This is a genomic window from Paraburkholderia sp. Ac-20336 (genome assembly GCF_017105025.1).
GTDB lineage: Bacteria > Pseudomonadota > Gammaproteobacteria > Burkholderiales > Burkholderiaceae > Paraburkholderia.
The window spans coordinates 17,903-40,654 of the sequence record NZ_JAAGPS010000066.1 but is presented as its reverse complement, the minus strand read 5'-3'; the positions used below and the strand labels follow the sequence as shown (position 1 = coordinate 40,654).

Below are 22,752 nucleotides of genomic sequence, written 5' to 3'. Positions count from 1 at the left end.
GGCCGCCGATCTCGAAGCGGACGCGCCGCACGTCGCGAGCGACTGGTCCGCATGGTGGCCCGCACACGGTGCGTGGCTGCCGCTCACCGACCGCGCGGGGCATGCGCTCGGCGGCGTCGTGGTCGCACGCGAAGCAGCCGGGAGCGCGACCGACTGCGCGCTGCTCACCGAACTGGGTCAGGTTTGGGCGCATGCCTTCGAGGCGTTCGCGCCGCGCGCCTCGTGGCTCGAACGCGCGCGCGCCGTGCTGCGGCCCGGCCGTCAGCAGCGCCGCGTGCTGATCGGGCTCGCGGTGGCCTGCGTGATTCCGTTGCGCCTCACCGTGCTCGCGCCCGCCGAGGTCACACCGAAAGATCCGTTCGTCGTGCGCGCGCCGCTCGACGGCGTGATCGACCGCCTCTACGTGAAGCCGAATCAGCCGGTGCAGCGCGGCACGCCGCTGCTCGGCCTCGACGCGACCGCGCTGCAATCGCGCTACGCGCTCGCGCGCAAGGACTTCGATGCCGAACAGGAAGAGTTCCGCCAGACCGCGCAGCTTGCCGTCACCGACGACCGCACGCGGCTCGACATGGCCGAGCGCAAAGGCAAGCTCGACCAGAGCCAGGTGCAGCTCGACTACACCGCGCAGCAGCTGGCGCGCGTGAAGGTGAACGCCGAGCGCGCGGGGGTGGCAGTGTTCAGCGATCCGAACGAATGGACCGGCAAGGCGGTCGCGGTCGGCGAAAAGATCCTGCTGCTGGCCGACCCTGCGCGCGTTGAGCTGACCGCGTGGCTGCCGGTTGCCGACAACATCGACGTGAAGCCGGGCGCGACGCTCACGCTGTATCCGAAGAGTTCGCCGCTGTCGAGCTACGAGGCGCGTATCGATTCGATCGCGTACCGCGCGGAGCCGACGCCCGACGGCGTGCTCGCGTACCGTGTGCGCGCGAGCTTCGTCGCGGCCGACGCCAATGCGCCGCTCGGCGCGATGGGCACCGCGCGCATTCGCGGCCCGTGGGTGCCGGCGATCTACTACGTGCTGCGCCGCCCGTTGACGCTCGCGCGTCAGTGGCTCGGCTGGTGAGGCGCGGCGCGCCCGTTCGACAGCGTCAATTCATCGCATCATGGCCCGACTTCCGCAACTGCGTCAGGAACTGACGCTCACACGAGGCGCCGCGACCCCCGAGGGTGCGCCGACCTGGATGCTGCACGATCCCGCCGCGAACCGCTTTTTCCAGCTCGGCTGGCCCGCGTTCGAACTGCTGTCGCGCTGGCCGCTCGACGATCCGCGCGCGATTGTCGAGAGCGTGAACCGCGACACGACGCTTACCGTCACATCCGACGATCTCGACCTGCTCGTGCGCATGCTGCGTCAGCAGAATCTGCTGATCGCCGCGAGCGCCGCCGACACCGCGCGCCTGCAACAGCACGCCGACGCGCATCGCACGACGCGGGCGATGTGGCTGCTCAAGCACTATCTGATGATCCGCATTCCGCTCTGGCACCCGATGCCGTTTCTGCGCCGCGCCGCGCGCTTCGCCGGGTTCGCGTACCGGCCCGCGTTCTGGTGCGTGGTGGCGGTGTGCGCGCTGGCCGGGCTGTTTCTCGCCTCGCGCCGCTGGGACGAGTTCCTGCACACGTTCCACGGTTACGCCGACTGGCGCGGCCTGATCGGCGTGGGCATCGCGCTCGGCTGCGCGAAGGTGCTGCACGAATTCGGCCATGCGTTTACCGCGCAGCGTTACGGCTGCCGCGTGCCGACGATGGGCGTCGCGCTGCTCGTGATGCTGCCCGTGCTCTACACCGATACGACCGAAGCGTGGAAAGTGCCCGAGCGCAAGAACCGCTTGTGGATCGGCGCGGCCGGCATGCTGAGCGAAATCGCGCTCGCCGCGTTCGCGACACTGGCGTGGAGCGTGCTGCCCGACGGACCGCTGCGCGCCGGCGCGTTCCTGCTCGCGACCACGACCTGGATCGCGACGCTCGCGATCAACGCGAGTCCGTTCATGCGCTTCGACGGCTACTTCCTGCTGTCGGACTGGCTCGACATGCCGAACCTGCACGACCGCGCGTTCGCGCTCGGCCGCTGGTGGCTGCGCGAAGGGCTGTTCGGCCTCGGCGATCCGCAGCCCGAGCCGTGTTCGGCCGCGCGGCGGCGCTTTCTGATCGGCTTTTCGTTTGCGACATGGCTGTACCGGCTCGTCGTGTTCATGTCGATTGCGCTCGTCGTCTATCACGCGTTTTTCAAGCTGCTCGGCATGCTGCTGTTCTTCGTCGAATTCGGCTGGTTCATCGTGCGGCCGATCTGGCGCGAGGCCGCCGCGAGCTGGCAGCGGCGCGACGAATTGCGCTGGCGGCGCGAGACACACAGGAGTGTTCTGCTCGGCGCGGCGCTGCTGATCTTTTTCGCGGTGCCGTGGCACGCGGGCGTGAGCGCGCCCGCAGTGCTCGGGCCGCAACGCGCGCAGGGACTCTACGCGGTCGGACCCGGCTACCTCGCCGCCGAGCCGCCGCCCGCGCGCGACGGCCAGTTCGTGCATGCGGGCGAGACGCTGGCGGTGCTGGTGTCGCCCGATCTCGACTATCGGCTGAAGGCCGCGCAGGCCGACGAAGCGCAATTGCGCTGGGAAGTCGAACAGCAACCGTTTGACGAGCGCTTGCAACGCCAGGGCACGGCGCTCGCGCGCCGTTGGGACGCTGCGCGCGAGACGGTGGCAGGCTTGCAGGCGCAGATTGCGCAGCTGACGATTCGCGCGCCGTTCGACGGCCACGTGCAGATTGCCGGCGATGCGCTGGCCGCGGGCATGTGGCTGCCGCGCGGCGAGCGCTTGTTCGATCTGATCGCGCCGACTGGCGTGAAGGGTTTTGCGTTTGTCGGCGAGAGCGACGTGGCGCGCCTGAGGGCGGGGCAGCGCGCGGTGTTCGTGGCGAACGTTGCGGAGCTGCCGCGTCGCGCGTGCCGTATTGAGGCGATCGACAAGGTCAACGTGGCGACGCTCGATCAGCCTTCGGTTGCGAGTACTTACGGCGGGCCGATTCCGGCCGAGTACGATGCGAAGACGCATCAGCTGGTGCCGTTGCAGGCGACGTGGCAGGTGCGCTTCGATGCGTGCGACGGTGTGCCGGCGATCGGGCGCGAGGTGAGCGGGACGGTGCGGTTGGGAGCGGGGCGCGAGAGTTTTATCGGGCGCGGTGTGCGCTATGTTGTGGCGATTTTGCAGAGGGAGGCGGGGTTTTAGGGGGCTTTGCGGTATGACGCTTGTTGTGTTGCCGTGCTGCCGCGCTGTGTAGGGCCTCGCGGGAGTGTCAGAATTTCCGTGTTCAAGGCGGGTTGAAATTCACACGGATGGTCGAACGAATCGATCCTCATAAAGAATCGCGAACTGGTTCATGGCCGACTTCCAATCATGAGCGGCGCGTCCCCAGTCAGCAGTGATGTTGCGTAGTGCCAGCCAGATGAGTTTCGTCGCGGCCTCGTCGGTCGGGAAGTGGCCCCGCGTTTTGATGATCTTGCGCAACTGCGAATTGATGTTCCCGATGGCGTTGGTCGTATATATAACCTTGCGAACGGCCGGCGGAAAGGCGAAGAACGGAATCACGCGGTCCCAGGCGTTGCGCCACGCCGCGCTGACTGGCGGGAATTTCTGCCCCCATGGCCCGTCGGCAAAGGCATCGAGTTGCGCCTGGGCCGCTTCCGCGCTCGGCGCGGTGTAGATCGGGCGGATCGCTGCAGCCAGCCCCCGGCGGTCTTTCCAGCTCGCGTAATCGAGGCTGTTGCGGATCAGGTGAACGATGCAGGTCTGAAGCGTGGTTGCGGCAAACACGGCCGCCAGCGCTGCGGGCATGCCTTTGAGCCCATCGGTGACAGCAATCAGGATGTCATTGACGCCGCGCGTCCTCAGATCGTTGAAGACCTTCATCCAGAATTTGGCGCCCTCGGTGTTCTCGATCCACAGGCCCAAGATATCGCGTGTACCGTCGGGCAGGACACCCAGCGCAAGGTAGATCGCCTTGTTGCGCACCACGGCGTCTTCGCGGATCTTGACCCGCAGCGCGTCGAAGAACACCACCGGGTACATCGGCTCAGGCGGGCGGGCCTGCCATGCCGTCACTTCGGCCATGACCTCGTCGGTCACTGAACTGATGAAGTCGTGAGAGACCGCCGTGCCGTACTGCTCCTGCAGAAATCCCTGAATCTCGCGCACGGTCATGCCCCGGGCGTACATGGCGACGATCTTGTCGTCGAAGCCGGTAAAGCGGCGTTCGTGTTTGGGAATCAGCAGTGGTTCGAAGCTGCCGTCACGGTCGCGGGGCACCTCGATACGAATCGGGCCGTCTTCGGTCAGCACGGTCTTGGCGCCTGTGCCGTTGCGCTGGTTGGTAACAGCGGCCGGTTTCACGGCGCCAGGCGGATAGCCGAGATGATGGTTCATCTCGCCACCCAGCGCACGCTCGATCAGCGCCTTCTTCAGGGCCAGCGTCGCGGCATTGATCGCGTCGGCCGTCATCGGGCCGTTGCCAAACTGTTCAAGCAGCTCGGCGGGAATTGCCGGCAGATCGGCCGGTGGGGTCTTTGGTTTGCGAGGCATATATTCTCCTGGGGAGCATCATATGCCTTGAACACGAAATTACTGACAGGCCCATGTTTCCGGCCACATACCCGAAATAAAAAGGCTACTAGACAAGGCTTTGCACCTATCGGCAGAGCAGATCGAATTAGCGGGCAGGCGTTGTCATCCGCACAGCGGTTTCAACGTGCGCACCGTCGATACCTTGCCTAACGACCCGCCGCATTCAGCCTGCGCCACAACGTCGTCTTGCTGATGCCGAGCGCCGCACACACCGCATCGCGATCACCGCCATGCGCTGCGAGCGCCGCGCGGATTTCATCGGCTTCGACATGACGGCTGCGTTCGCGCAGCGTCAGCACGGCGGGCTTCGCGCGCGCGACGGGTTCGACGATTTCCGGTGCGACCGAACGCAGCATCTCGCGCGTAACGATGGCCGAGTCTTTCGGCAGGGCGTTCGCACTCGTATTTGCGTTCGCACCGCTGCCTGCCGCGAAATCAGCATCGCTTTCTGCATACGCACAGGCACCCGCATCCGCAAGCTCCACCGCAATCCGCTCGATCACATTCTGCAATTCGCGCACATTACCCGGCCACGCATAGCGCCGCAATGTCGCGCCGAGTCCCGCGAGCATGCGCGCGGCGGTCTCCGCGTCAGGCACGCGCGCCGCCAGCCTCGGTTCGCGCGCGGTGGCCTGGCGCAGCAGTTCGGCCGCGAGCGGCAGTAAATCGCCGGGCCGTTCGCGCAGCGGCGGCAGCGCAATGCTGAGGATATTGAGCCGGTAGTACAGGTCCGCGCGAAAACTGCCGTTCGCGACGCTTTCGGTCTGCGCGCGATGCGTCGCCGCGACGACGCGAATATCGACGCGCACCGGCTCCGTCGAGCCGAGCCGCACCACCTCGCGCTCCTGCAACACGCGCAGCAGGCGGCTTTGCAGCGACAACGGCATCTCGCCGATCTCGTCGAGAAACAGGGTGCCGCGATGCGCGACCTCGATGAGCCCCGCCTTGCCGCCCTTGCGCGCGCCCGTAAACGCGCCTTCCTCGTAACCGAACAGCTCGCTTTCGAGCAGCGCTTCGGGAAACGCGCCGCAATTGATCGCGACGAACGCGAAGTCGTGCCGCGCGCTCAGTTGATGCATGCTCTGCGCGACCATTTCCTTGCCGGTGCCGCTCTCGCCGAGAATCAGCACGGTTGCGTCCGACTTCGCATAACGCGCGATGAGCGCGCGCACGCGCTGGATCGGCTCCGACACGCCGACGATATCGTCGAGCCGGTAGCGCGCGGTGAACTGCTGCACGCGCTGGCGCGAGCGCAGCGTGCGGTCGAGCCGCTCGAGCGCGCGCGATTCCTGAAACGTGAGTACGGTGCCGCCTGCCGCGCTATTGCTCGCGAGCGGTCCGCGATGCACGACGTAGCTCGCGCCGCGCACGGTGCAGAAGCTGTCGCCGTCCGCATCGGGCAGGCTGCCGGCGAGGTCGGGCGCGAGTTCGAGCAGCGTGCGCCCGACCGCCTTCGCGGGATCGATGCCGAGCACGCCGGCCAGCCGCTGGTTCATCACCTCGACGCGGCCTTGCGCGTCGAGCGCGACGACGCCGTCGCGCAGATGTTGCAGCAGCGTGTCGAGCCGCTGGCGGCGCACGGTTTCGCGGCGCGTCGCCTGTGCGACTTCGAGCGCGGTCGCGAAGCCGGCGCGTATCGAGGCGCGCGAATAGAGAAACACCGCGCCCATGCCCGCGTTCGCGGCCAGATCGGTGACGAGGCCGGGGCCGACCACGACGTCGATGCCGCGATCGCTGAGGTCGAGCACGACGCTTTCCGCGTCCTGCGCCGATTGATACGACGCGAACGTCACGTCGAGCGTGTAGGCGGCCATGAAGCGGCGCACTTCGTCGGGCGTGTCGCCGTGCGTGACGAGCGCGACACGCTTGCCCTCGCGACGCGCGCGCGCGAGCGCATGCATCACGTCGAAGCCGGTCGCGTTGATCCGCACGACCGGCACCGACACGCGCGTCTTCAGATACGCGCCGTTCGAGCCGCCCGCGATCACGACGTCGGGCCGCGCGGCGCCCGCGCCTTCGATCTCGCGCACCGCGTCCTCGAAGCCGTGCGAGACGATGCGCAGATCCGCGCGCTCGACGTATTCGCCGGCGATCTCGAAGAACAGGTCGCGCAGGCGGCTGATGGAGAGCGCCCAGATGCGCGGGCGCTGCGCCGGTTCGTAAAGTGGCGTGCTCAAGGCGGTCGGCTCGCGGGAGAGTGGAAGTACCTAGAGTGCCTATTATGCGAGCATTCGTTGCTGATTTGAAATTAGCATTTCATTTATGAAATGAAATACGATGAGCCGTACGCAGTCGGTGGCGGCAGTCGCCCGTTAAATCAGGCACTTAGCCGGCACCTGGCGAGCCGGGCAGGGGCTGGCCCATTCTTTGCATTTGAAGCTGCGGTCCACGGTTCCAAGTCCAACGCCCCACCCGTATCTGGAGACAATCGATGAGCGAAGCAGACAACAGCACGCCGAACGCGGGCGCATTCAAGCCGAAGAAATCCGTCGCGCTGTCGGGCGTGACCGCGGGCAATACCGCGCTGTGCACGGTCGGCAAGACCGGCAACGACCTTCACTATCGCGGCTACGACATTCTCGACATCGCCGGTGCCTGCGAATTCGAGGAGATCGCCTATCTGCTGGTCCACGAAAAGCTGCCGACCGCCGCCGAACTGAAGGCTTATAAAACAAAGCTCAAGGGCCTGCGCGGACTGCCCGCCAACGTCAAGGCCGCGCTCGAATGGATTCCGGCCGCCGCGCATCCGATGGACGTGATGCGTACCGGCGTTTCCGTACTCGGCACCGTGCTGCCCGAGAAGGATGACCACAACCTGGCCGGCGCACGCGATATCGCCGATAAGCTGATGGCCTCGCTCGGCTCGATGCTGCTCTACTGGTATCACTACTCGCACAACGGCAGACGCATCGAGGTCGAAACCGATGACGATTCGATCGGCGGCCACTTCCTGCATCTGCTGCATGGCGTCGAGCCGCCGAAGTCGTGGGTCGATGCGATGCACGTCTCGCTTAATCTCTACGCCGAACACGAGTTCAACGCCTCGACGTTCACGGGCCGCGTGATCGCGGGCACGGGCTCGGACATGTATTCGGCGATCACCGGTGCCATCGGCGCGCTGCGCGGTCCGAAGCATGGCGGCGCCAACGAGGTCGCCTTCGAGATCCAGTCGCGCTACCCGACGCCCGACGAAGCCGAGGCGGACATCCGTCGCCGCGTGGAGAACAAGGAAGTCGTGATCGGCTTCGGCCATCCGGTGTACACGATCTCGGACCCGCGCAACAAGGTCATCAAGGATGTGGCGCAGAAGCTCTCGAAGGAAGCAGGCAACACGAAGCTGTTCTCGATTGCGGAGCGGCTCGAAGCGGTGATGTGGGAAGCGAAGAAGATGTTCCCGAATCTGGACTGGTTCAGCGCGGTGTCGTATCACATGATGGGCGTGCCGACCGCGATGTTCACGCCGATCTTCGTGATCGCGCGCACGGCGGGCTGGAGCGCGCACATCATCGAGCAACGCATCGACAACAAGATCATCCGGCCGAGCGCGAATTACACCGGCCCGGACGACCTGCCGTTCGTGCCGCTTGCGAAGCGCGTTTGAGGCCAGTCCCGGGCGGCCTGTGTCACGCGTGCCGCCCGGTATTGAGCGAAATAAGCCGCGAAGCACATGTCAAAGCACGCAGCAAAACACGCATCAAAACACCCGCAATTCAGCAACACGCCAGCAGCGAGCTAAACTACCTGCACTGTCCGGCCGGCCGCGCGCTCGACGCGCCGGCCGCAGCCGGACTTTCCCTCGGCGGCCGATAACTGTCCTGTCCCCTACGCCATGAATACTGCCAACCGCAAACGCCTTCCCGGCACCGAACTCGACTTCTTCGATACGCGTGCCGCGGTCGATGCGCTCGAACCCGGCGCTTACGACAAACTGCCGTACACGTCGCGCGTGCTTGCCGAAAATCTCGTGCGCCGCTGCGATCCGGCGACGCTCGCGGCATCGCTCAGGCAGATCATCGGCCGCAAGCGCGAACTCGATTTCCCATGGTTTCCGGCGCGCGTTGTCTGTCACGACATTCTCGGGCAGACCGCGCTCGTCGATCTCGCCGGCCTGCGCGATGCGATTGCGGCGCAAGGCGGCGACCCGTCGCTCGTCAATCCGGTCGTGCCGACGCAGCTCGTGGTCGATCACTCGCTGGCCGTCGAATGCGGCGGCTTCGATCCTGATGCGTTCGCGAAGAACCGCGCGATCGAAGACCGCCGCAACGAAGACCGCTTCGACTTTATCAACTGGACCAAGCGCGCGTTTCGCAACGTCGACGTGATTCCGCCCGGCAACGGCATCCTGCATCAGATCAACCTCGAACGCATGAGCCCGGTCGTGCAGGTGAAGGACGGCGTCGCGTTTCCCGATACGCTCGTCGGCACCGACTCGCATACGCCGATGGTCGATGCGCTCGGCGTGATCGCGATCGGCGTGGGCGGCCTCGAAGCGGAGAGCGTGATGCTCGGCCGCGCGTCGTATATGCGGCTGCCCGATATCGTCGGCGTGGAGTTGACGGGCAAGCCGGGCGAGGGCATCACCGCGACCGACGTGGTGCTGTCGCTGACCGAATTCCTGCGCAAGGAAAAAGTGGTCGGCGCCTACCTCGAGTTCTACGGCGAGGGCGCGGCGAACCTGACCCTGGGCGATCGCGCGACCATCGCGAACATGGCGCCCGAATTCGGCGCGACCGCCGCGATGTTCTATATCGACGAACAGACGATCAGGTATCTGAAGCTCACGGGCCGCGACGACGCGCTCGTTGCGCTCGTCGAAACCTATGCGAAGCAAACCGGCTTGTGGGCCGATACGCTCAGGCATGCCGAATACGAGCGCGTGCTGAAGTTCGATCTCTCGACGGTCGTGCGCACGCTCGCGGGGCCGTCGAATCCGCATCGCCGTTTGCCGGTGGCGGACCTCGCCGCGCGCGGCATCAGCGGCAAGGTCGAGAACGAGCCCGGCTTGATGCCGGACGGCGCGGTCATCATCGCCGCGATCACGAGCTGCACGAATACGAACAACCCGCGCAACATGATCGCGGCGGGCCTGCTCGCGCGCAACGCGAACCGTCGCGGACTCACGCGCAAGCCGTGGGCGAAGACCTCGCTCGCACCGGGCTCGAAGGCGGTCACGCTGTACCTCGAAGAGGCGGGGCTGCTGCCGGAACTCGAACAGCTCGGCTTCGGCGTGGTCGCGTATGCCTGCACGTCGTGCAACGGCATGTCCGGCGCGTTGGACCTGGCAATCCAGAAGGAAGTGATCGAGCGCGATCTGTATGCGACCGCCGTGCTGTCGGGCAACCGCAATTTCGACGGGCGCATTCATCCGTACGCGAAGCAGGCGTTTCTGGCCTCGCCGCCGCTCGTCGTCGCCTATGCGATTGCGGGCACGATCCGCTTCGACATCGAGAAGGACGTGCTCGGTATCGATGCCGATGGAAATGCGGTCACGCTGAAAGACATCTGGCCGTCGGATGCGGAGATCGATGCGATCGTCGCCGCGAGCGTGAAGCCCGAGCAATTCCGCAAGGTGTATGAACCGATGTTCGCGCTCGCTGCCGAGAGCGGCGAGCAGGCGAATCCGCTTTACGAGTGGCGCGAGACGAGCACCTATATTCGCCGTCCGCCGTATTGGGAAGGCGCGCTCGCGGGCGAGCGCACGCTCAGGGGCATGCGCGCACTGGCCGTACTCGGCGACAACATCACGACGGACCATCTTTCGCCGTCGAATGCGATTCTGCCGGACAGTGCGGCCGGCGAATACCTGACGAAAATGGGCCTGCCCGAAGAGGACTTCAATTCCTACGCGACGCATCGCGGCGATCATCTGACCGCGCAGCGCGCGACCTTCGCGAACCCGACGCTGAAGAACGAGATGGTGCTCGACAACGGCCAGGTGAAGGCCGGGTCGCTCGCGCGCATCGAACCCGAAGGCCAGGTCACGCGCATGTGGGAAGCGATCGAAACCTACATGGAGCGCAAGCAGCCGCTGATCGTGATCGCGGGCGCCGACTACGGCCAGGGCTCGTCGCGCGACTGGGCCGCGAAGGGCGTGCGTCTGGCCGGCACCGAAGCGATCGTTGCGGAAGGCTTCGAGCGGATTCACCGCACGAACCTCGTCGGCATGGGCGTGTTGCCGCTCGAATTCAAGCACGGCGTGAACCGCCTGACGCTCGGCATCGACGGCACCGAAACCTTCGACGTGACCGGCGAGCGCAAGCCGCGCGCGGACCTCACGCTCGTGATTCATCGCAAGGACGGCGAACGTGTCGAAGTGCCCGTGACGTGCCGGCTCGATACGGCCGAGGAAGTGTCGATCTACGAAGCGGGCGGTGTGTTGCAGCGTTTCGCGCAGGACTTTCTCGAATCGACGCAAGCGGCGGCCCGATGATTTGATGGTTTGACGTCGCTGGGTTTTACGACCGGTACCGGCGGTTTGCGCCGCAAGCGTGATTGCGGCGAACACGAAGCAGAACAATGCGATGCGGCCCGACGATGCCGCATCGCCTCCCATCGAAGACGATTTCATCTCAGGACACTCTCATGGCCCACCTTCCCCAGATCAAGATTCCGGCCACCTATATGCGCGGCGGCACCAGCAAGGGCGTGTTTTTCCGCTTGCAGGACTTGCCCGAGGCCGCGCAACAGCCGGGCGCCGCGCGCGACGCGCTGCTGATGCGCGTGATCGGCAGCCCCGACCCGTACGGCAAGCAGATCGACGGCATGGGCGCCGCGACGTCGAGCACGAGCAAGACCGTGATCGTGGCGCGCAGCAGCCGGCCCGATCACGACGTCGACTATCTGTTCGGCCAGGTGTCGATCGATAAGGCGTTCGTCGACTGGAGCGGCAATTGCGGCAATCTGTCGGCGGCGGTCGGGCCGTTCGCGATCGGCGCGGGTCTCGTCGAGGCGAGCCGCGTGCCGCGCGATGGCCTCGCGACCGTGCGCATCTGGCAGGCCAACATCGGCAAGACGATCGTCGCGCACGTGCCGATGACCGATGGCGCGGTGCAGGAAACCGGCGACTTCGAACTCGACGGCGTAACGTTCCCGGCCGCCGAAGTGCAGCTCGAATTCATGGACCCGGCCGCCGAGGAAGACGGCGCGGGCGGCGCGATGTTCCCGACCGGCAAGCTCGTCGACGATCTCGACGTGCCCGGCGTCGGCACGCTGAAGGCGACGATGATCAACGCGGGCATTCCGACGATCTTCCTCAACGCCGAGGACATCGGCTACAAGGGCACCGAGTTGCAGGACGCGATCAACAGCGACGAAAAGGCGCTCGCGATGTTCGAGACGATTCGCGCGCACGGTGCGCTGCGCATGGGTCTCATCAGGCATCTCGACGAGATCGCGACGCGCCAGCACACGCCGAAGGTCGCGTTCGTCGCGAAGCCGGCCAGCTATGTGGCGTCGAGCGGCAAGCCGGTCGAGGTGGGCGACGTCGATCTGCTGGTGCGCGCGCTGTCGATGGGCAAGCTGCATCACGCGATGATGGGCACGGCGGCCGTCGCGATCGGCACGGCCGCGGCGATTTCGGGCACGCTTGTCAATCTGGCCGCGGGCGGCGGCGAGCGCGAGTCGGTGCGCTTCGGGCATCCGTCGGGCACGCTGCGCGTGGGCGCGCAGGCGAGCCTCGAAAACGGCGAGTGGGTCGTGACGAAGGCGCTGATGAGCCGCAGCGCGCGCGTGCTGATGGAAGGCTGGGTGAGGGTGCCGCAGCAGGGCTGAGGCATCGCGCGCAACCGATGTCCATCAACGTCAGCGGCACCGAGGGTTACGCGGAGCGCGCGCCGGCGCTGCGCGAGCAATGGCGCGCGATTTCGTTTGCCGGGCAGCATGGCCCGATCCTGCATTTCATGCCGGACGCGCCCGCGAAAATCGTCGATATCGGTTGCGGCATCGGCACCGATGCGGCCGCGCTCGCGGCGCTCGGGCATGCGGTGGTCGCCATCGAACCGGTCGATGAACTACGCGAGGCGGCGCGCGAGTTGCATCCATCGGCGCCGGTCGAATGGCTCGACGACAGCCTGCCCGATCTCGCCGTTCTGCTGGCGCGGCGCGGGACCTTCGATGCGGTGATGCTGACCGCCGTGTGGATGCACCTCGACGAAGAGCAGCGCCATCGCGCGATGCCTCGCATCGCGTCGTTGCTGCGCGCTGGCGGCGTGTCGATCATGTCGCTACGGCACGGGCCGGTGCCTGAGGGCCGCCGCATGTTCGACGTCACGCCGGAAGAAACGATTCGCCTCGCGAGCATGCAGGGCTTGCGGCTCGTGTGCGAGTTGCAGACCTCATCGGTGCAGCAGGCCAATCGCGATCACGGCGTGACGTGGACCCGGCTCGTGTTCGAGAAGTCGGTTCCGCCGGGCTGGCCGTAGTCCGTTCGCGCCGCTGCGCGGCAAAGCGAATCGGCCGCTCGTCTACAATGAGCAGCACGCTCGTGCGTGACCGGCCGATTGCGGCTGACGGCTTAAGGCTCACGGCACGCGCATCAGAATCGGGAGGCAGAGGAGACACGATGCAGGACAGGCTGGATGCGGCGGACGCCGGCAATCCCGAAGACGCGGCGCGTAGGGCCGCGCGCGCGAATCGCGCGGTTATCGTTATTGCGATTGCGCAACTGCTCGGCACTTCGCTGTGGTTCAGCGCGAACGGCGCGATGCGCGATTTGCAGGTCGCGTGGCAACTGAGCGCATCGGGTATCGGCTGGCTTACGAATGCGGTGCAGGCCGGTTTTATCGTCGGCACGCTGCTGTCCGCTACGACCGGACTCGCCGATCGCGTGTCGGCCAGCAAGGTGTTCGCCGTCTGCGGCGTGCTCGGCGCGACGCTGAATGCGCTGTTCGCGCTGTGCAGCGGCGGGCTCGCCTCGGCGCTCGCGTTCCGCTTCGGCGTGGGCGTCGCGCTTGCGGGCATCTATCCGCTCGGCATGAAGCTGCTCGTCACGTGGGCTCCGCAGCGCGCCGCGCAGACGCTCGCGCTGCTCGTCGCGATGCTGACGCTCGGCACGGCGTCGGTGCATGCGATTCGCGCGTTGCTGTCGACGGTGCCGTGGCAAACGGTGGTGCTGACATCGTCGGTGCTCGCGGTGCTCGGCGCGCTGCTGGTCGTTTCGCTCGGCGAAGGGCCGCACGCGCGACGCTCGGGCAATCGCCGCTTCGGTTTGTCGGCGGGCATCGGGCAGGTGGTGCGAATCGGCGAGTTTCGCGCTGCCGCGCTCGGCTATTTCGGCCACATGTGGGAGCTGTACGCGTTCTGGACGCTCACGCCGCTGCTCGTGCAACGGGCCTTCGCAACGGGCGGTGTGCTAGCGCCCGCGAGTACAGTGGCATGGTGGTCGTTTCTGATTATCGCCATCGGCGCGCTTGGTTGCCTCGCGGGCGGCAGGCTCAGCAAATCGGTAGGCAGCGCGCGCACGGCGGCACTCGCGCTGACGATATCGGGCACGCTGTGCGCGATCTATCCGCTGACGAGTTCGCTCGGCACCGCCGCGCAGCTTGCGCTGCTGCTCGTGTGGGGCATCAGCGTGATCGCCGATTCGCCGCAGTTTTCAGCGCTGTCGGTCAAGGCCTGTCCCGCCGACAAGATCGGCGGCGCGCTGACGTTGCAGAACAGCTTCGGCTTCTTTCTGTCGGCCTGCTCGATCTTGTGGTCGACGAGCGTTTATCACGCGCTCGACGTACACGTGGCCTGGCTGTTGCTGCCGGGTCCGATTGTCGGTTTGATCGCGATGACGCCGCTGTTGCGCAAGCGGCCGCGCTGGTGATTTTTCACGCGTGATCGAAGGGGCCGAGCGGAATGCTCGCGCATTCCGCTCGACACACAATGGCAGTCGTTCATGCGGTATTGAGCGGTTCGACTTCAATTCGACGGAGATTCGACAGCGAAGCGCGCGCCTCGCCGTCGAATCTCACCGGCTCACTTGTCGCCGTGCTTGTCCTGCCAGCGTTTCATCAACGCGATTTCATCGTGCTGCGCCTTGATGATGTTGCGCGCGAGCCGCTTGATCTCCGGGTCCTTGCCGTATTTCAGTTCCGCCTGCGCCATCTCGATCGCGCCCTGATGATGCGGGATCATATGCGCGACGAAGTCGCGGTCGGCGTCGCCTGTGTATTCGGGGGCGCTCATGTCGTGCATCATGCGCTCGTCGGCGGCCTTGAAGGCCTGCGTCGAATCGCCCGCGCCGGCGTGCTCCGAATCCTCCATCTCCATGCCGGGCATGCCCTGATGCTGCGCGTGAGCCGGCATGGCCGCCACCGCGAAGGCCAAACCGCTGAACAAACAGAGAGCGCGGAAAGCGCGAAGGTTTTTCATAGTGGTGTCCTGTTGATAGGGGGAAGCCTCGGTCACGCTGCTACTGCGATGAAAACGTTGAATCAGCTAATCAGCTTCGGTGCGAAGGATGAAAACCCGCCGCCTCGATTGCGTCGGCGAACCGTTGCGCGGGCAACGCCGATGTGACTCTCGCGATTTTAACGGCCACGTCGATGTCGATTCTCGCCGTGGGATCGATGCGGTTCAGCGCATGCGCGACGGCTTTCGCACAGCTGCCGCAGGCCATGTCGGGGATGACGAATTCCATTGACTCTCTCCGGTCAGCAATGATTTATGCATCGTGGACCTTCCCGCAGTGGCAAGGTCAAGCGCAATCTCATGCATCTGACATGCACCTGACATGAATGTGTGCATGGATGCCGACGCATAAAAACCGCTTGCGGTATTCTTTGACGAACTGCTCTCGCCAACGTGCTGATGCACGGATAGGCCGGTATGCCCGATGCGGGCAACTGCTTCAGGTATTCAGGCACCTGGCATGCGCCGAGTGCTTGCAATGCTGCATGAAACGCCTGCGCAACTCACCAAGGAACGCAACATGAAAGCCGTCAGAATCGGTTCGCCCGCCACTGTCGATCATCTTCAGGTCGTCGATCTCGCCGATCCCGGTCAACCCGCCGCGGGACAGATTCGCGTGCGCATTCGCGCCAGCTCGCTGAATTTTCACGATTACGGCGTGGTGAGCGGCGTACTGCCCGCCGAAGCCGGACGCATTCCGATGGCCGATGGCGCGGGCATTGTCGAAGCGGTGGGCGAAGGCGTGCGCGAGTTCAAGCCAGGCGATCACGTCGTGTCGTGCTTCTTTCCGCTGTGGGAAAACGGGCCCGCACCGATCGCCGATTTTTCGACGACTCCGGGCGATGGCGTCGACGGTTATGCGCGCGAGGCCGTCGTGCTGCCGAGCCATTACTTCACGCATGCGCCCGCCGGCTACAGTCACGCCGAGGCCGCGACGCTGACCACGGCCGGTTTGACCGCATGGCGCGCGCTCGTCGTCGATGGTCAGTTGAAGGCGGGCAGCACGGTGCTCGTGCTCGGCACCGGCGGCGTGTCGATCTTCGGCTTGCAACTGGCGAAGGCGATGGGCGCCTCGGTGATCGCGACGTCGTCGTCGGACGGGAAGCTCGCGAAGCTGCGCGAACTCGGCGCCGACCATACGATCAACTATCGCGAGAATCCCGAGTGGGGCAAGCAGGTGCGTCAACTGACCGGCGGGCGCGGTGTCGATCACGTGATCGAAGTGGGCGGCCCCGGCACGTTGCCGCAATCGATCACGGCTTGCCGGATCGGCGGCCATATCGCGCTGATCGGCGTGCTGACCGGCCGTGAAGGTCCGGTGCCGACCGCGCATCTGATGGCGCGGCAACAGCGTTTGCAAGGGCTGATCGTCGGCAGCCGCCACGATCAGATCGAGATGATTCGCGCGCTCGAAACGACGGGCATCAAGCCTGTGATCGATAGCACGTTCGAACTGGACAAGCTGGCCGATGCGTTCCGTCACGAAGCGTCGGGCGCGCACTTCGGCAAGATCTGCGTCGCGATCTGAGCGGTGCGCGGTGACGTGCCGCCTGGCGGTTCCGGTGCGGCTCGGGTCGCTTTTTTTCAGGCAAGCGCTGTTCATGCAGCCTGTTCAGGCGGCCTGTTTGAAGTCGTCCGTTTCAAGCGGCCTTTTCAGATGGCCTTTTTCACGCAGCCCTGGAGAGATCGGCGAAGCCGATGCGCGTCGCCTCGCAGGCTTGCGTGAAGGCCTCGTCGTAGCTCGTGAAAAACACCGTGCGGGTTTGGCCGAGCGTTCTGAACAGCTCGGCCAACACGCCACGCGCCGATGCATCGAGGCCGCCGGCCGGTTCGTCGGCGATCAGCACGCGCGTGTCGCCCAGTATGGCCGCGCTCAGAAACACCTTCTTGCGGCTGCCGTAGGACATCTGTTCGAAACGCTTGTCGAGATGAGGCGCGAGACCGAAGCGCCCGGCGAGCGCAAGCACCTCGTCGTCGAGCACGGTCTTTCTCGTCGACGCGACCTGCGCGAGATACTCGCGGCCCGTCTGTTCCGGCCAGTTCATGCTGTCCTCGGGCACATAGGTGAGCACGGCCTGCGCGGCGGCTCGCGCGCCGCGCAGCGAATGGCCGCCGAGCCATACGTCGCCGCTATCGGCTTCGAGCGCGCCGGCAAGAATGCCGAGCAGCGTCGACTTGCCGCTGCCGGACTCGTCGTTCAACGCGAAGCATCCGGACGACGCGTCGTAATGCAGCCCCTCGAAGAGGACGCGTTCGCCGTAGCGCTTGCTGAGGTTGTCGAATCGAAGCATGGGTTGAGGGCGGGAATGACGGATGCGCGCCAGTGTAGCAGCGCGCGTCGAGTGAGCCATTCGCCTCGTGGCCCGCGCGTTGGGGCGATGGCAGTCCGGCGGAATGTTGTCAGTAGAGCGAGGTGGGGCAAGCGAGGTGAGGCTGGCGGCATGGGGCAAGCGAGGGCGGCCAGCGCATCGGCAAAGCCCGGGGCAGAGTGAGGGAATACCCGGAAAGCCGGAATTTTGCGTGTCGGCGGCCAATTTTGAGACACACGGTCAAGCCGTGCCGGAAACGTGCGTTATGGTCATACGATTAGATTGCAGATCGCTTTCAGTTGAGCGATCGATGCGACGACTATCGACGGCCAGCAGGAAAGGTACGGGGTAGCGACGATGAACGGTACGAGCAGGCCGCGAGCCGCGCAGCGTGGCAGGCGGCGTCCGGCCAATCTGGCGGACAGCGAATGACGGCATCTCGAGAACATGATCGGCTACGTGACGCGCGAAGGCGCCACGCCGCCGAAGTTTGATCAGGGCTATTGGGAGCCGCGCATTGGCGCACTCGAAGAAACGCGTGAGCTGATTGCGAGTCAGCGCAGCCGTATCGCGAGATTGCGCGGCAGGCTGACGGTGGAGTCGGGCTTGGAGGCTTGAGCCGCCTGCGTGAAGAGTGAGTCGAAGCGGCACAGAGAAGCGGCGCAGCGAAGCAAGGCGCCCAATCCGGATGCGGTAGGACGGAGTTAGACGCGAGGACCCAGGTAAGTAAAGCGGCGAGGAACCGCCGATGCGGGCCGGCATCGGCGAAAAAAGCAGGACCTGAGAGAAAGTGGCGATGATGCGAACGGGCCCGCAGAGGCCCGTCGCTCATCGACCCGTTGGCGTTTTGTCCGCGACAGTGAGGACCATCCTCATGTTATGACCGGCGCCGCAAAGCGCGGCGCTAATCGCAGCGCCCAGTGCTCCCTTCCCCAGTTTTCAGTTTCCGTACGGATCGAAATCGAAATACCGGCGTGCGATCTGCGCATAGGTGCCGTCCTTGAGCATCGCTGCGATCGCATCGTTCATCTGCGCCTGCAACGAGGTTTCATCCTTGCGCAGGCCCATTCCCGTGCCGCGGTCGCCCATCGAGAGCGGACCGCCGACGAACGCGAAGCCGTTGCCCTGCGGCGTGCGCAGGAAGCCATAATCGGCTTCGACATAGCCGAGCAGCGCCGCGTCGAGGCGCCCGTTGAGCAGGTCGGCGAACACTTCTTCCTGGCTCTTGTAGGGGACGACGTTCGCGCCGGCCGGCGCCCAGTTCGCGAGCGCATAGCTTTCGAACTGCGTGCCCGACTGCACCCCGATCGACTTGCCGGCCAGCGACTGACCGGTGGTGCCGAACGTGGCGCCCTTGCGCGCGACGAGCCGCGACTTGAACTGGTATAGCTTGGACGTGAAGAGAATCTGTTGCTCGCGTTTTGCCGTGATCGCCATCGAAGACATGATCGCGTCGATCTTGCGCGCCTGCAGTGCCGGAATCATGCCGGAGAACTCCAGTTCGACCCACTGGCAATGCGCGTGAATGCGGCGGCAGATTTCGTTGCCGAGGTCCACGTCGAAGCCCTTGAGCGAGCCGTCGGGCGCCTTGGCGTCCATGGGCGGATAGGTCGGATCGATGCCGAGGCGCACGGTGTCGCCCTCGCGCGCGAAGGCGCTGCTGCTGAAAGCCAATGCGATGGAAAGCAGAATCGACGGTATTTTTTTCATATCGGATGGTCGGGAAAAATGGGGTGTCTCCGGTCCAGCCGATAGTAGGATGCCTTTATGCGGGGGAATAGCTCGTATTGGCCTATCGCGATCACTTTTACCGATCAGAGTGCCTGGCGGAAAAAAAGCTCGCGGCATGAGCGAGCCCGGGAGTGGCGACGAATCGCGTCATGCGTGCTTCAGGGCAGTTTCGCCATGAAGCGGTCGTAGAGCGAGGGCGGAAGTTTTATCGTGCCGAGATTGTCGTTCTCCGGGTATTGCAGCGATGACCGGGTCGTCCGATAGATCGACGTAGGTTCGCTCGGCAAGGAGTCGTGAGCCATTCCGGTCATAGACTCTGATCATTCTTTTTTCACCCGCATAACAACTGCGCACTACGTAGCTTTTATCAGGCGACCGTTCAACGGTGCAATCGATCGGCCGGATAAACGAGCGGGTTCGTATGTCCTGCCCATCACTCCAGAGAAGGCCTGTTGCGCTCACGGCGACGACGCTGATGAGCGTGCGTCGTGTCGATACGCGGAGCATTTGCTTCGCACGCTGCATACGGTCGTTCTGGCCTGAAAAGATGAAGCACAAGGCGCGGAACGTTGAAATCACCACGATGATGGCGACGATGCAGACGGCAAGCAGAAAGAATGTGGAGAGGCCAAAAGACCCCGCATAGCGGCTCATTGCCCGCCGACCAACGCCTGCAAAACCCCCGATTTCCAGATCATCTGCGCGGCGGCGACCAGCACGAATAGCAGCACCAGCACACGAAACACCGCCGGCGGCAGGCGGTCGCGCAACGGCCGCACGAGCAGGATGCCCGCGATCACGGGCACGCTCGCGCACACCGAAATCGCCAGATCGCTCCAGCTTGCATGCGCGCCACCGCTGAACGCGGCGACGAGCGTGATGATCGACACCACGAGGATGATCGCGATCTGCTTCGTGAACGCCTTGCCGGTCGCGCCCGTCGCGATCAGGTACATCGCGAGCAACGGCCCGGGCACCGACGCGATGCTCTCCATCAACGCCGCGCCAAAGCCGAGCGCGAGCCCCGCAGGCTTCGCCCATGCCGGTGACAACGTAAGCCGCGGCGCCGCGAGCAGCAGCACGGCCGCGATCATCAGCAAGGCGCCGGCCGCCGCTTGCGCGCGATGCGGCGCAAGCGAGATCAGCACCATCACGCCGACCAGATTGCCGATGACCGTGCCGATCAGCGGTGCGGCGATGCGCTTCATCGTCGGCAGCAGTTCGCCGCCTTCGAGCGCCTGCGGAATATTGCCGAGGATGATCGGCATCGACAGCAGCAGCACGGCCGCCTTGATCGGCAGGAAGTGGCTCAGGATCGGCATCGCGACGAGCGGCACGCCGATGCTGACCACGCCCTTGACCATGCCGCCGATCAACAGCGCGGCGACGATGCCGATGAGCGCATAGAGATCGAGCGTTTGCAGGCTTGAGCCCAGTATGCCGCTGGCGAGGTCGAAATGAGGCATGGTGGCAATCCGTGAATGAGGCGCGCGAATCGGCAGAGCGATGTCGCGCGTGGTCTGCTGGTATCGTGCGGCCGCTTCGGTTGCGCGTCTCGCGCGGAGCGGGAAGCGGCCGGTGAGTGAGGGCGAATGATACCGTGCCTGCGGAGAGGACCGATAACGCCTGCCCACGGCACCATGCGCCGGTTTCTTCGGGAGCGCTTCATGGCTCGATTCCGATGGTTCGGCAAACCGGAACGGCGCGGCGGTCAGCGATCGACTTGCCTCGAACCCGCTTGTCGACCACGCATGCGCAGCGGGGCAACCGGCCATCGCTTCGTCCACCTGCTCTGCACGCTTTCGCACTTTCCATTACATTGCGGAAGCGGCGACGCGCTCGCGTCGTTTCTTCCACTCAGTTATCGGTGTCGGCCATCAACGAATCCATGCAGCCAATCGTCTCCGTCACGAATCTGTCGAAAACCTATGCCAGTGGTTTTCAGGCACTGAAGAACATCAATCTGGCGATCAACCGTGGTGAAATCTTCGCCTTGCTCGGACCGAACGGCGCGGGCAAGACCACGCTCATCAGCATCATTTGCGGCATCGTCAATGCGAGCGAAGGCCGCGTGACGGTCGACGGCCGCGACATCGGCGCCGACTATCGCGCGGCCCGCTCGCTGATCGGCCTCGTGCCGCAGGAGCTGACCACCGACTCGTTCGAAACCGTCTGGGCCACCGTCTCGTTCAGCCGCGGTCTGTTCGGCAAGCCGAAGAACCCGGCCTACATCGAGAAAGTGTTGCGCGACCTGTCGCTATGGGAGAAGCGCAACAACAAGATCATGACGCTCTCGGGCGGCATGAAGCGCCGCGTGCTGATCGCAAAAGCGTTGTCGCACGAACCGCGCGTGCTGTTTCTCGACGAGCCGACCGCCGGCGTCGACGTCGAACTGCGGCGCGACATGTGGAAGCTCGTGCGCTCGCTCACGGGCAGCGGCGTGACGATCATTCTCACCACGCACTACATCGACGAGGCCGAGGAGATGGCCGACCGCATCGGCGTCATCAACGCGGGCGAGATCATGCTCGTCGAAGAGAAGACCGAGTTGATGCGCAAGCTTGGCAAGAAGCAGTTGACGTTGCAACTGGAGAGCCCGCTCGACGCGGTGCCGGGCTCGCTCGCGGGTTACACGCTCGCGCTCGCGAAGGGCGGCAACGAGTTGATCTACACCTATGAAGGCGAGGGCGGGCGTACCGACATCATCGCGCTGCTCAAATCGCTCGACGATTCGGGCATCCGCTTCAAGGACCTGCACACCACGCAGAGTTCGCTCGAAGACATTTTCGTCAATCTGCTGCGGGGGGATCAATGAACATCTACGCAATGCGCGCGATCTACAAGTTCGAAATGGCGCGCACGTGGCGCACGCTGATGCAAAGCATCATCGCGCCGGTCATTTCCACGTCGCTGTACTTCGTCGTGTTCGGCTCGGCGATCGGTTCGCGCATCAAGGAAGTGGACGGCATCAGTTATGGCGCGTTCATCGTGCCGGGGCTCATCATGCTGTCGTTGCTGTCGCAGAGCATCGCGAACGCGTCGTTCGGGATTTACTTTCCGCGCTTCACGGGCACGATCTACGAACTATTGTCGGCGCCGGTGTCGTATCTCGAGATTGTCGTGAGCTATGTTGGCGCGGCGGCCAGCAAGTCGATCCTGCTCGGCCTCATCATTCTCGCGACGGCGGGATTCTTCGTGCCGTTGCAGATCATGCATCCGTTCTGGATGGTGCTGTTTCTCGTGCTGACCGCGGTCACGTTCAGTCTGCTCGGCTTCATCATCGGCATCTGGGCGGACGGCTTCGAGAAGCTGCAACTGGTGCCGCTTCTGATCGTCACGCCGCTCACGTTTCTCGGCGGCAGCTTCTACTCGGTGAACATGCTGCCGCCGTTCTGGCGCGGCGTGACGCTGTTCAATCCGATCGTCTATCTGGTGAGCGGCTTTCGCTGGAGCTTCTTCGAGCTCGGCGACGTCGATGTGGGCCTGAGCCTCGGCATGACGCTGCTGTTTCTCGCGGTGTTTCTCGTGATCGTCGGCTGGATCTTCAGGACGGGTTACCGGCTCAAGAGCTGACGACGTCGATTTACCGGGTCGCTTCGCGATGCGACAACCTTCGCGGGGCGGCGCGTTGCCGTGTGGCCGCAACCGGTCGAACCGGACAGGTCTAACTGGCCTGACCAGTGCGTGGGCAACTGTATCTGTCGAAA

At 64.9% G+C, this 22,752-nt stretch carries 19 protein-coding genes; 11 read left to right on the top strand and 8 right to left on the bottom strand.

Features of this window, described 5'->3' with window-relative positions; all coding sequences use genetic code 11:
* On the top strand, positions 1-1,063 hold a 1,063-nt coding region (locus GXB81_RS19090; protein WP_205990049.1), incomplete at its 5' end, for an HlyD family efflux transporter periplasmic adaptor subunit.
* Positions 1,064-1,103: 40 nt separating this feature from the next.
* Positions 1,104-3,218 (top strand): HlyD family efflux transporter periplasmic adaptor subunit, encoded by a 2,115-nt coding sequence (locus tag GXB81_RS19085; protein ID WP_205990048.1) that lies wholly within the window; start codon positions 1,104-1,106, stop codon positions 3,216-3,218.
* Between the two features lie 99 nt (positions 3,219-3,317).
* Here the strand turns inward: GXB81_RS19085 and GXB81_RS19080 are convergent, their stop codons facing one another.
* Entirely contained in the window at positions 3,318-4,568 is a 1,251-nt protein-coding gene (locus GXB81_RS19080) for an IS256 family transposase (RefSeq protein WP_205990047.1), read from the bottom strand.
* A 188-nt stretch (positions 4,569-4,756) separates the two neighbouring features.
* On the bottom strand, positions 4,757-6,787 hold the full coding sequence (gene prpR, locus GXB81_RS19075; RefSeq protein WP_205990046.1) for a propionate catabolism operon regulatory protein PrpR: 2,031 nt from the start codon (positions 6,785-6,787) through the stop codon (positions 4,757-4,759).
* A 254-nt stretch (positions 6,788-7,041) separates the two neighbouring features.
* Between prpR and prpC the strand changes: the two genes are divergently transcribed.
* The 5 genes from prpC (at position 7,042) to GXB81_RS19050 (ending at position 14,418) form a co-directional block, all read left to right on the top strand.
* Positions 7,042-8,211, top strand: a complete 1,170-nt coding sequence (gene prpC / locus GXB81_RS19070) for a 2-methylcitrate synthase (RefSeq protein ID WP_205990045.1) — start codon at positions 7,042-7,044, stop codon at positions 8,209-8,211.
* A gap of 228 nt (positions 8,212-8,439) precedes the next feature.
* The gene (gene acnD, locus GXB81_RS19065; RefSeq protein WP_205990044.1) at positions 8,440-11,040 is read left to right on the top strand and encodes a Fe/S-dependent 2-methylisocitrate dehydratase AcnD; all 2,601 of its coding nucleotides are present in this window, start codon (positions 8,440-8,442) and stop codon (positions 11,038-11,040) included.
* 152 nt (positions 11,041-11,192) lie between these two features.
* Positions 11,193-12,380, top strand: a complete 1,188-nt coding sequence (gene prpF, locus GXB81_RS19060; protein ID WP_205990043.1) for a 2-methylaconitate cis-trans isomerase PrpF — start codon at positions 11,193-11,195, stop codon at positions 12,378-12,380.
* A gap of 17 nt (positions 12,381-12,397) precedes the next feature.
* Positions 12,398-13,030, top strand: coding sequence for a class I SAM-dependent methyltransferase (locus GXB81_RS19055; protein ID WP_167039601.1), 633 nt, complete (start codon positions 12,398-12,400; stop codon positions 13,028-13,030).
* Between the two features lie 140 nt (positions 13,031-13,170).
* Positions 13,171-14,418 (top strand): MFS transporter, encoded by a 1,248-nt coding sequence (locus GXB81_RS19050; RefSeq protein ID WP_167039603.1) that lies wholly within the window; start codon positions 13,171-13,173, stop codon positions 14,416-14,418.
* Between the two features lie 152 nt (positions 14,419-14,570).
* Here GXB81_RS19050 and GXB81_RS19045 read toward each other — a convergent pair whose 3' ends face one another.
* Together GXB81_RS19045 and GXB81_RS19040 are read right to left on the bottom strand one after the other, a co-directional pair.
* Positions 14,571-14,966: a DUF305 domain-containing protein gene (locus GXB81_RS19045; protein ID WP_167039605.1), complete on the bottom strand. Its 396-nt coding sequence runs from the start codon at positions 14,964-14,966 to the stop codon at positions 14,571-14,573.
* Between the two features lie 70 nt (positions 14,967-15,036).
* The gene (locus tag GXB81_RS19040; protein WP_167039607.1) at positions 15,037-15,234 is read right to left on the bottom strand and encodes a heavy-metal-associated domain-containing protein; all 198 of its coding nucleotides are present in this window, start codon (positions 15,232-15,234) and stop codon (positions 15,037-15,039) included.
* Between the two features lie 291 nt (positions 15,235-15,525).
* Between GXB81_RS19040 and GXB81_RS19035 the strand changes: the two genes are divergently transcribed.
* Positions 15,526-16,533, top strand: a complete 1,008-nt coding sequence (locus GXB81_RS19035) for an NAD(P)-dependent alcohol dehydrogenase (RefSeq protein WP_205990042.1) — start codon at positions 15,526-15,528, stop codon at positions 16,531-16,533.
* A 139-nt stretch (positions 16,534-16,672) separates the two neighbouring features.
* Here GXB81_RS19035 and GXB81_RS19030 read toward each other — a convergent pair whose 3' ends face one another.
* Positions 16,673-17,296: an ABC transporter ATP-binding protein gene (locus GXB81_RS19030; RefSeq protein WP_205990041.1), complete on the bottom strand. Its 624-nt coding sequence runs from the start codon at positions 17,294-17,296 to the stop codon at positions 16,673-16,675.
* Positions 17,297-17,761: 465 nt separating this feature from the next.
* Here GXB81_RS19030 and GXB81_RS19025 point away from each other — a divergent pair, with 465 nt between their 5' ends.
* A complete protein-coding gene (locus GXB81_RS19025; protein WP_241016435.1) occupies positions 17,762-17,932 on the top strand; it encodes a hypothetical protein in 171 nt (56 codons plus the stop codon).
* A 321-nt stretch (positions 17,933-18,253) separates the two neighbouring features.
* On the opposite strand, the gene GXB81_RS19020 is transcribed toward GXB81_RS19025, so the two are convergent.
* The 3 genes from GXB81_RS19020 to GXB81_RS19010 form a co-directional block, all read right to left on the bottom strand.
* Positions 18,254-19,024, bottom strand: coding sequence for a transporter substrate-binding domain-containing protein (locus GXB81_RS19020; protein WP_205990040.1), 771 nt, complete (start codon positions 19,022-19,024; stop codon positions 18,254-18,256).
* A 168-nt stretch (positions 19,025-19,192) separates the two neighbouring features.
* Positions 19,193-19,699 (bottom strand): hypothetical protein, encoded by a 507-nt coding sequence (locus GXB81_RS19015; protein ID WP_205990039.1) that lies wholly within the window; start codon positions 19,697-19,699, stop codon positions 19,193-19,195.
* Positions 19,696-20,511 (bottom strand): sulfite exporter TauE/SafE family protein, encoded by an 816-nt coding sequence (locus GXB81_RS19010; RefSeq protein WP_167039617.1) that lies wholly within the window; start codon positions 20,509-20,511, stop codon positions 19,696-19,698. The genes GXB81_RS19015 and GXB81_RS19010 overlap by 4 nt, the downstream gene beginning before the upstream one ends.
* Before the next feature lie 422 nt (positions 20,512-20,933).
* Between GXB81_RS19010 and GXB81_RS19005 the strand changes: the two genes are divergently transcribed.
* Positions 20,934-21,860, top strand: a complete 927-nt coding sequence (locus GXB81_RS19005) for an ABC transporter ATP-binding protein (protein WP_167039619.1) — start codon at positions 20,934-20,936, stop codon at positions 21,858-21,860.
* Positions 21,857-22,618: an ABC transporter permease gene (locus GXB81_RS19000; RefSeq protein WP_167039621.1), complete on the top strand. Its 762-nt coding sequence runs from the start codon at positions 21,857-21,859 to the stop codon at positions 22,616-22,618. The genes GXB81_RS19005 and GXB81_RS19000 overlap by 4 nt, the downstream gene beginning before the upstream one ends.
* Positions 22,619-22,752 lie beyond the last annotated feature (134 nt).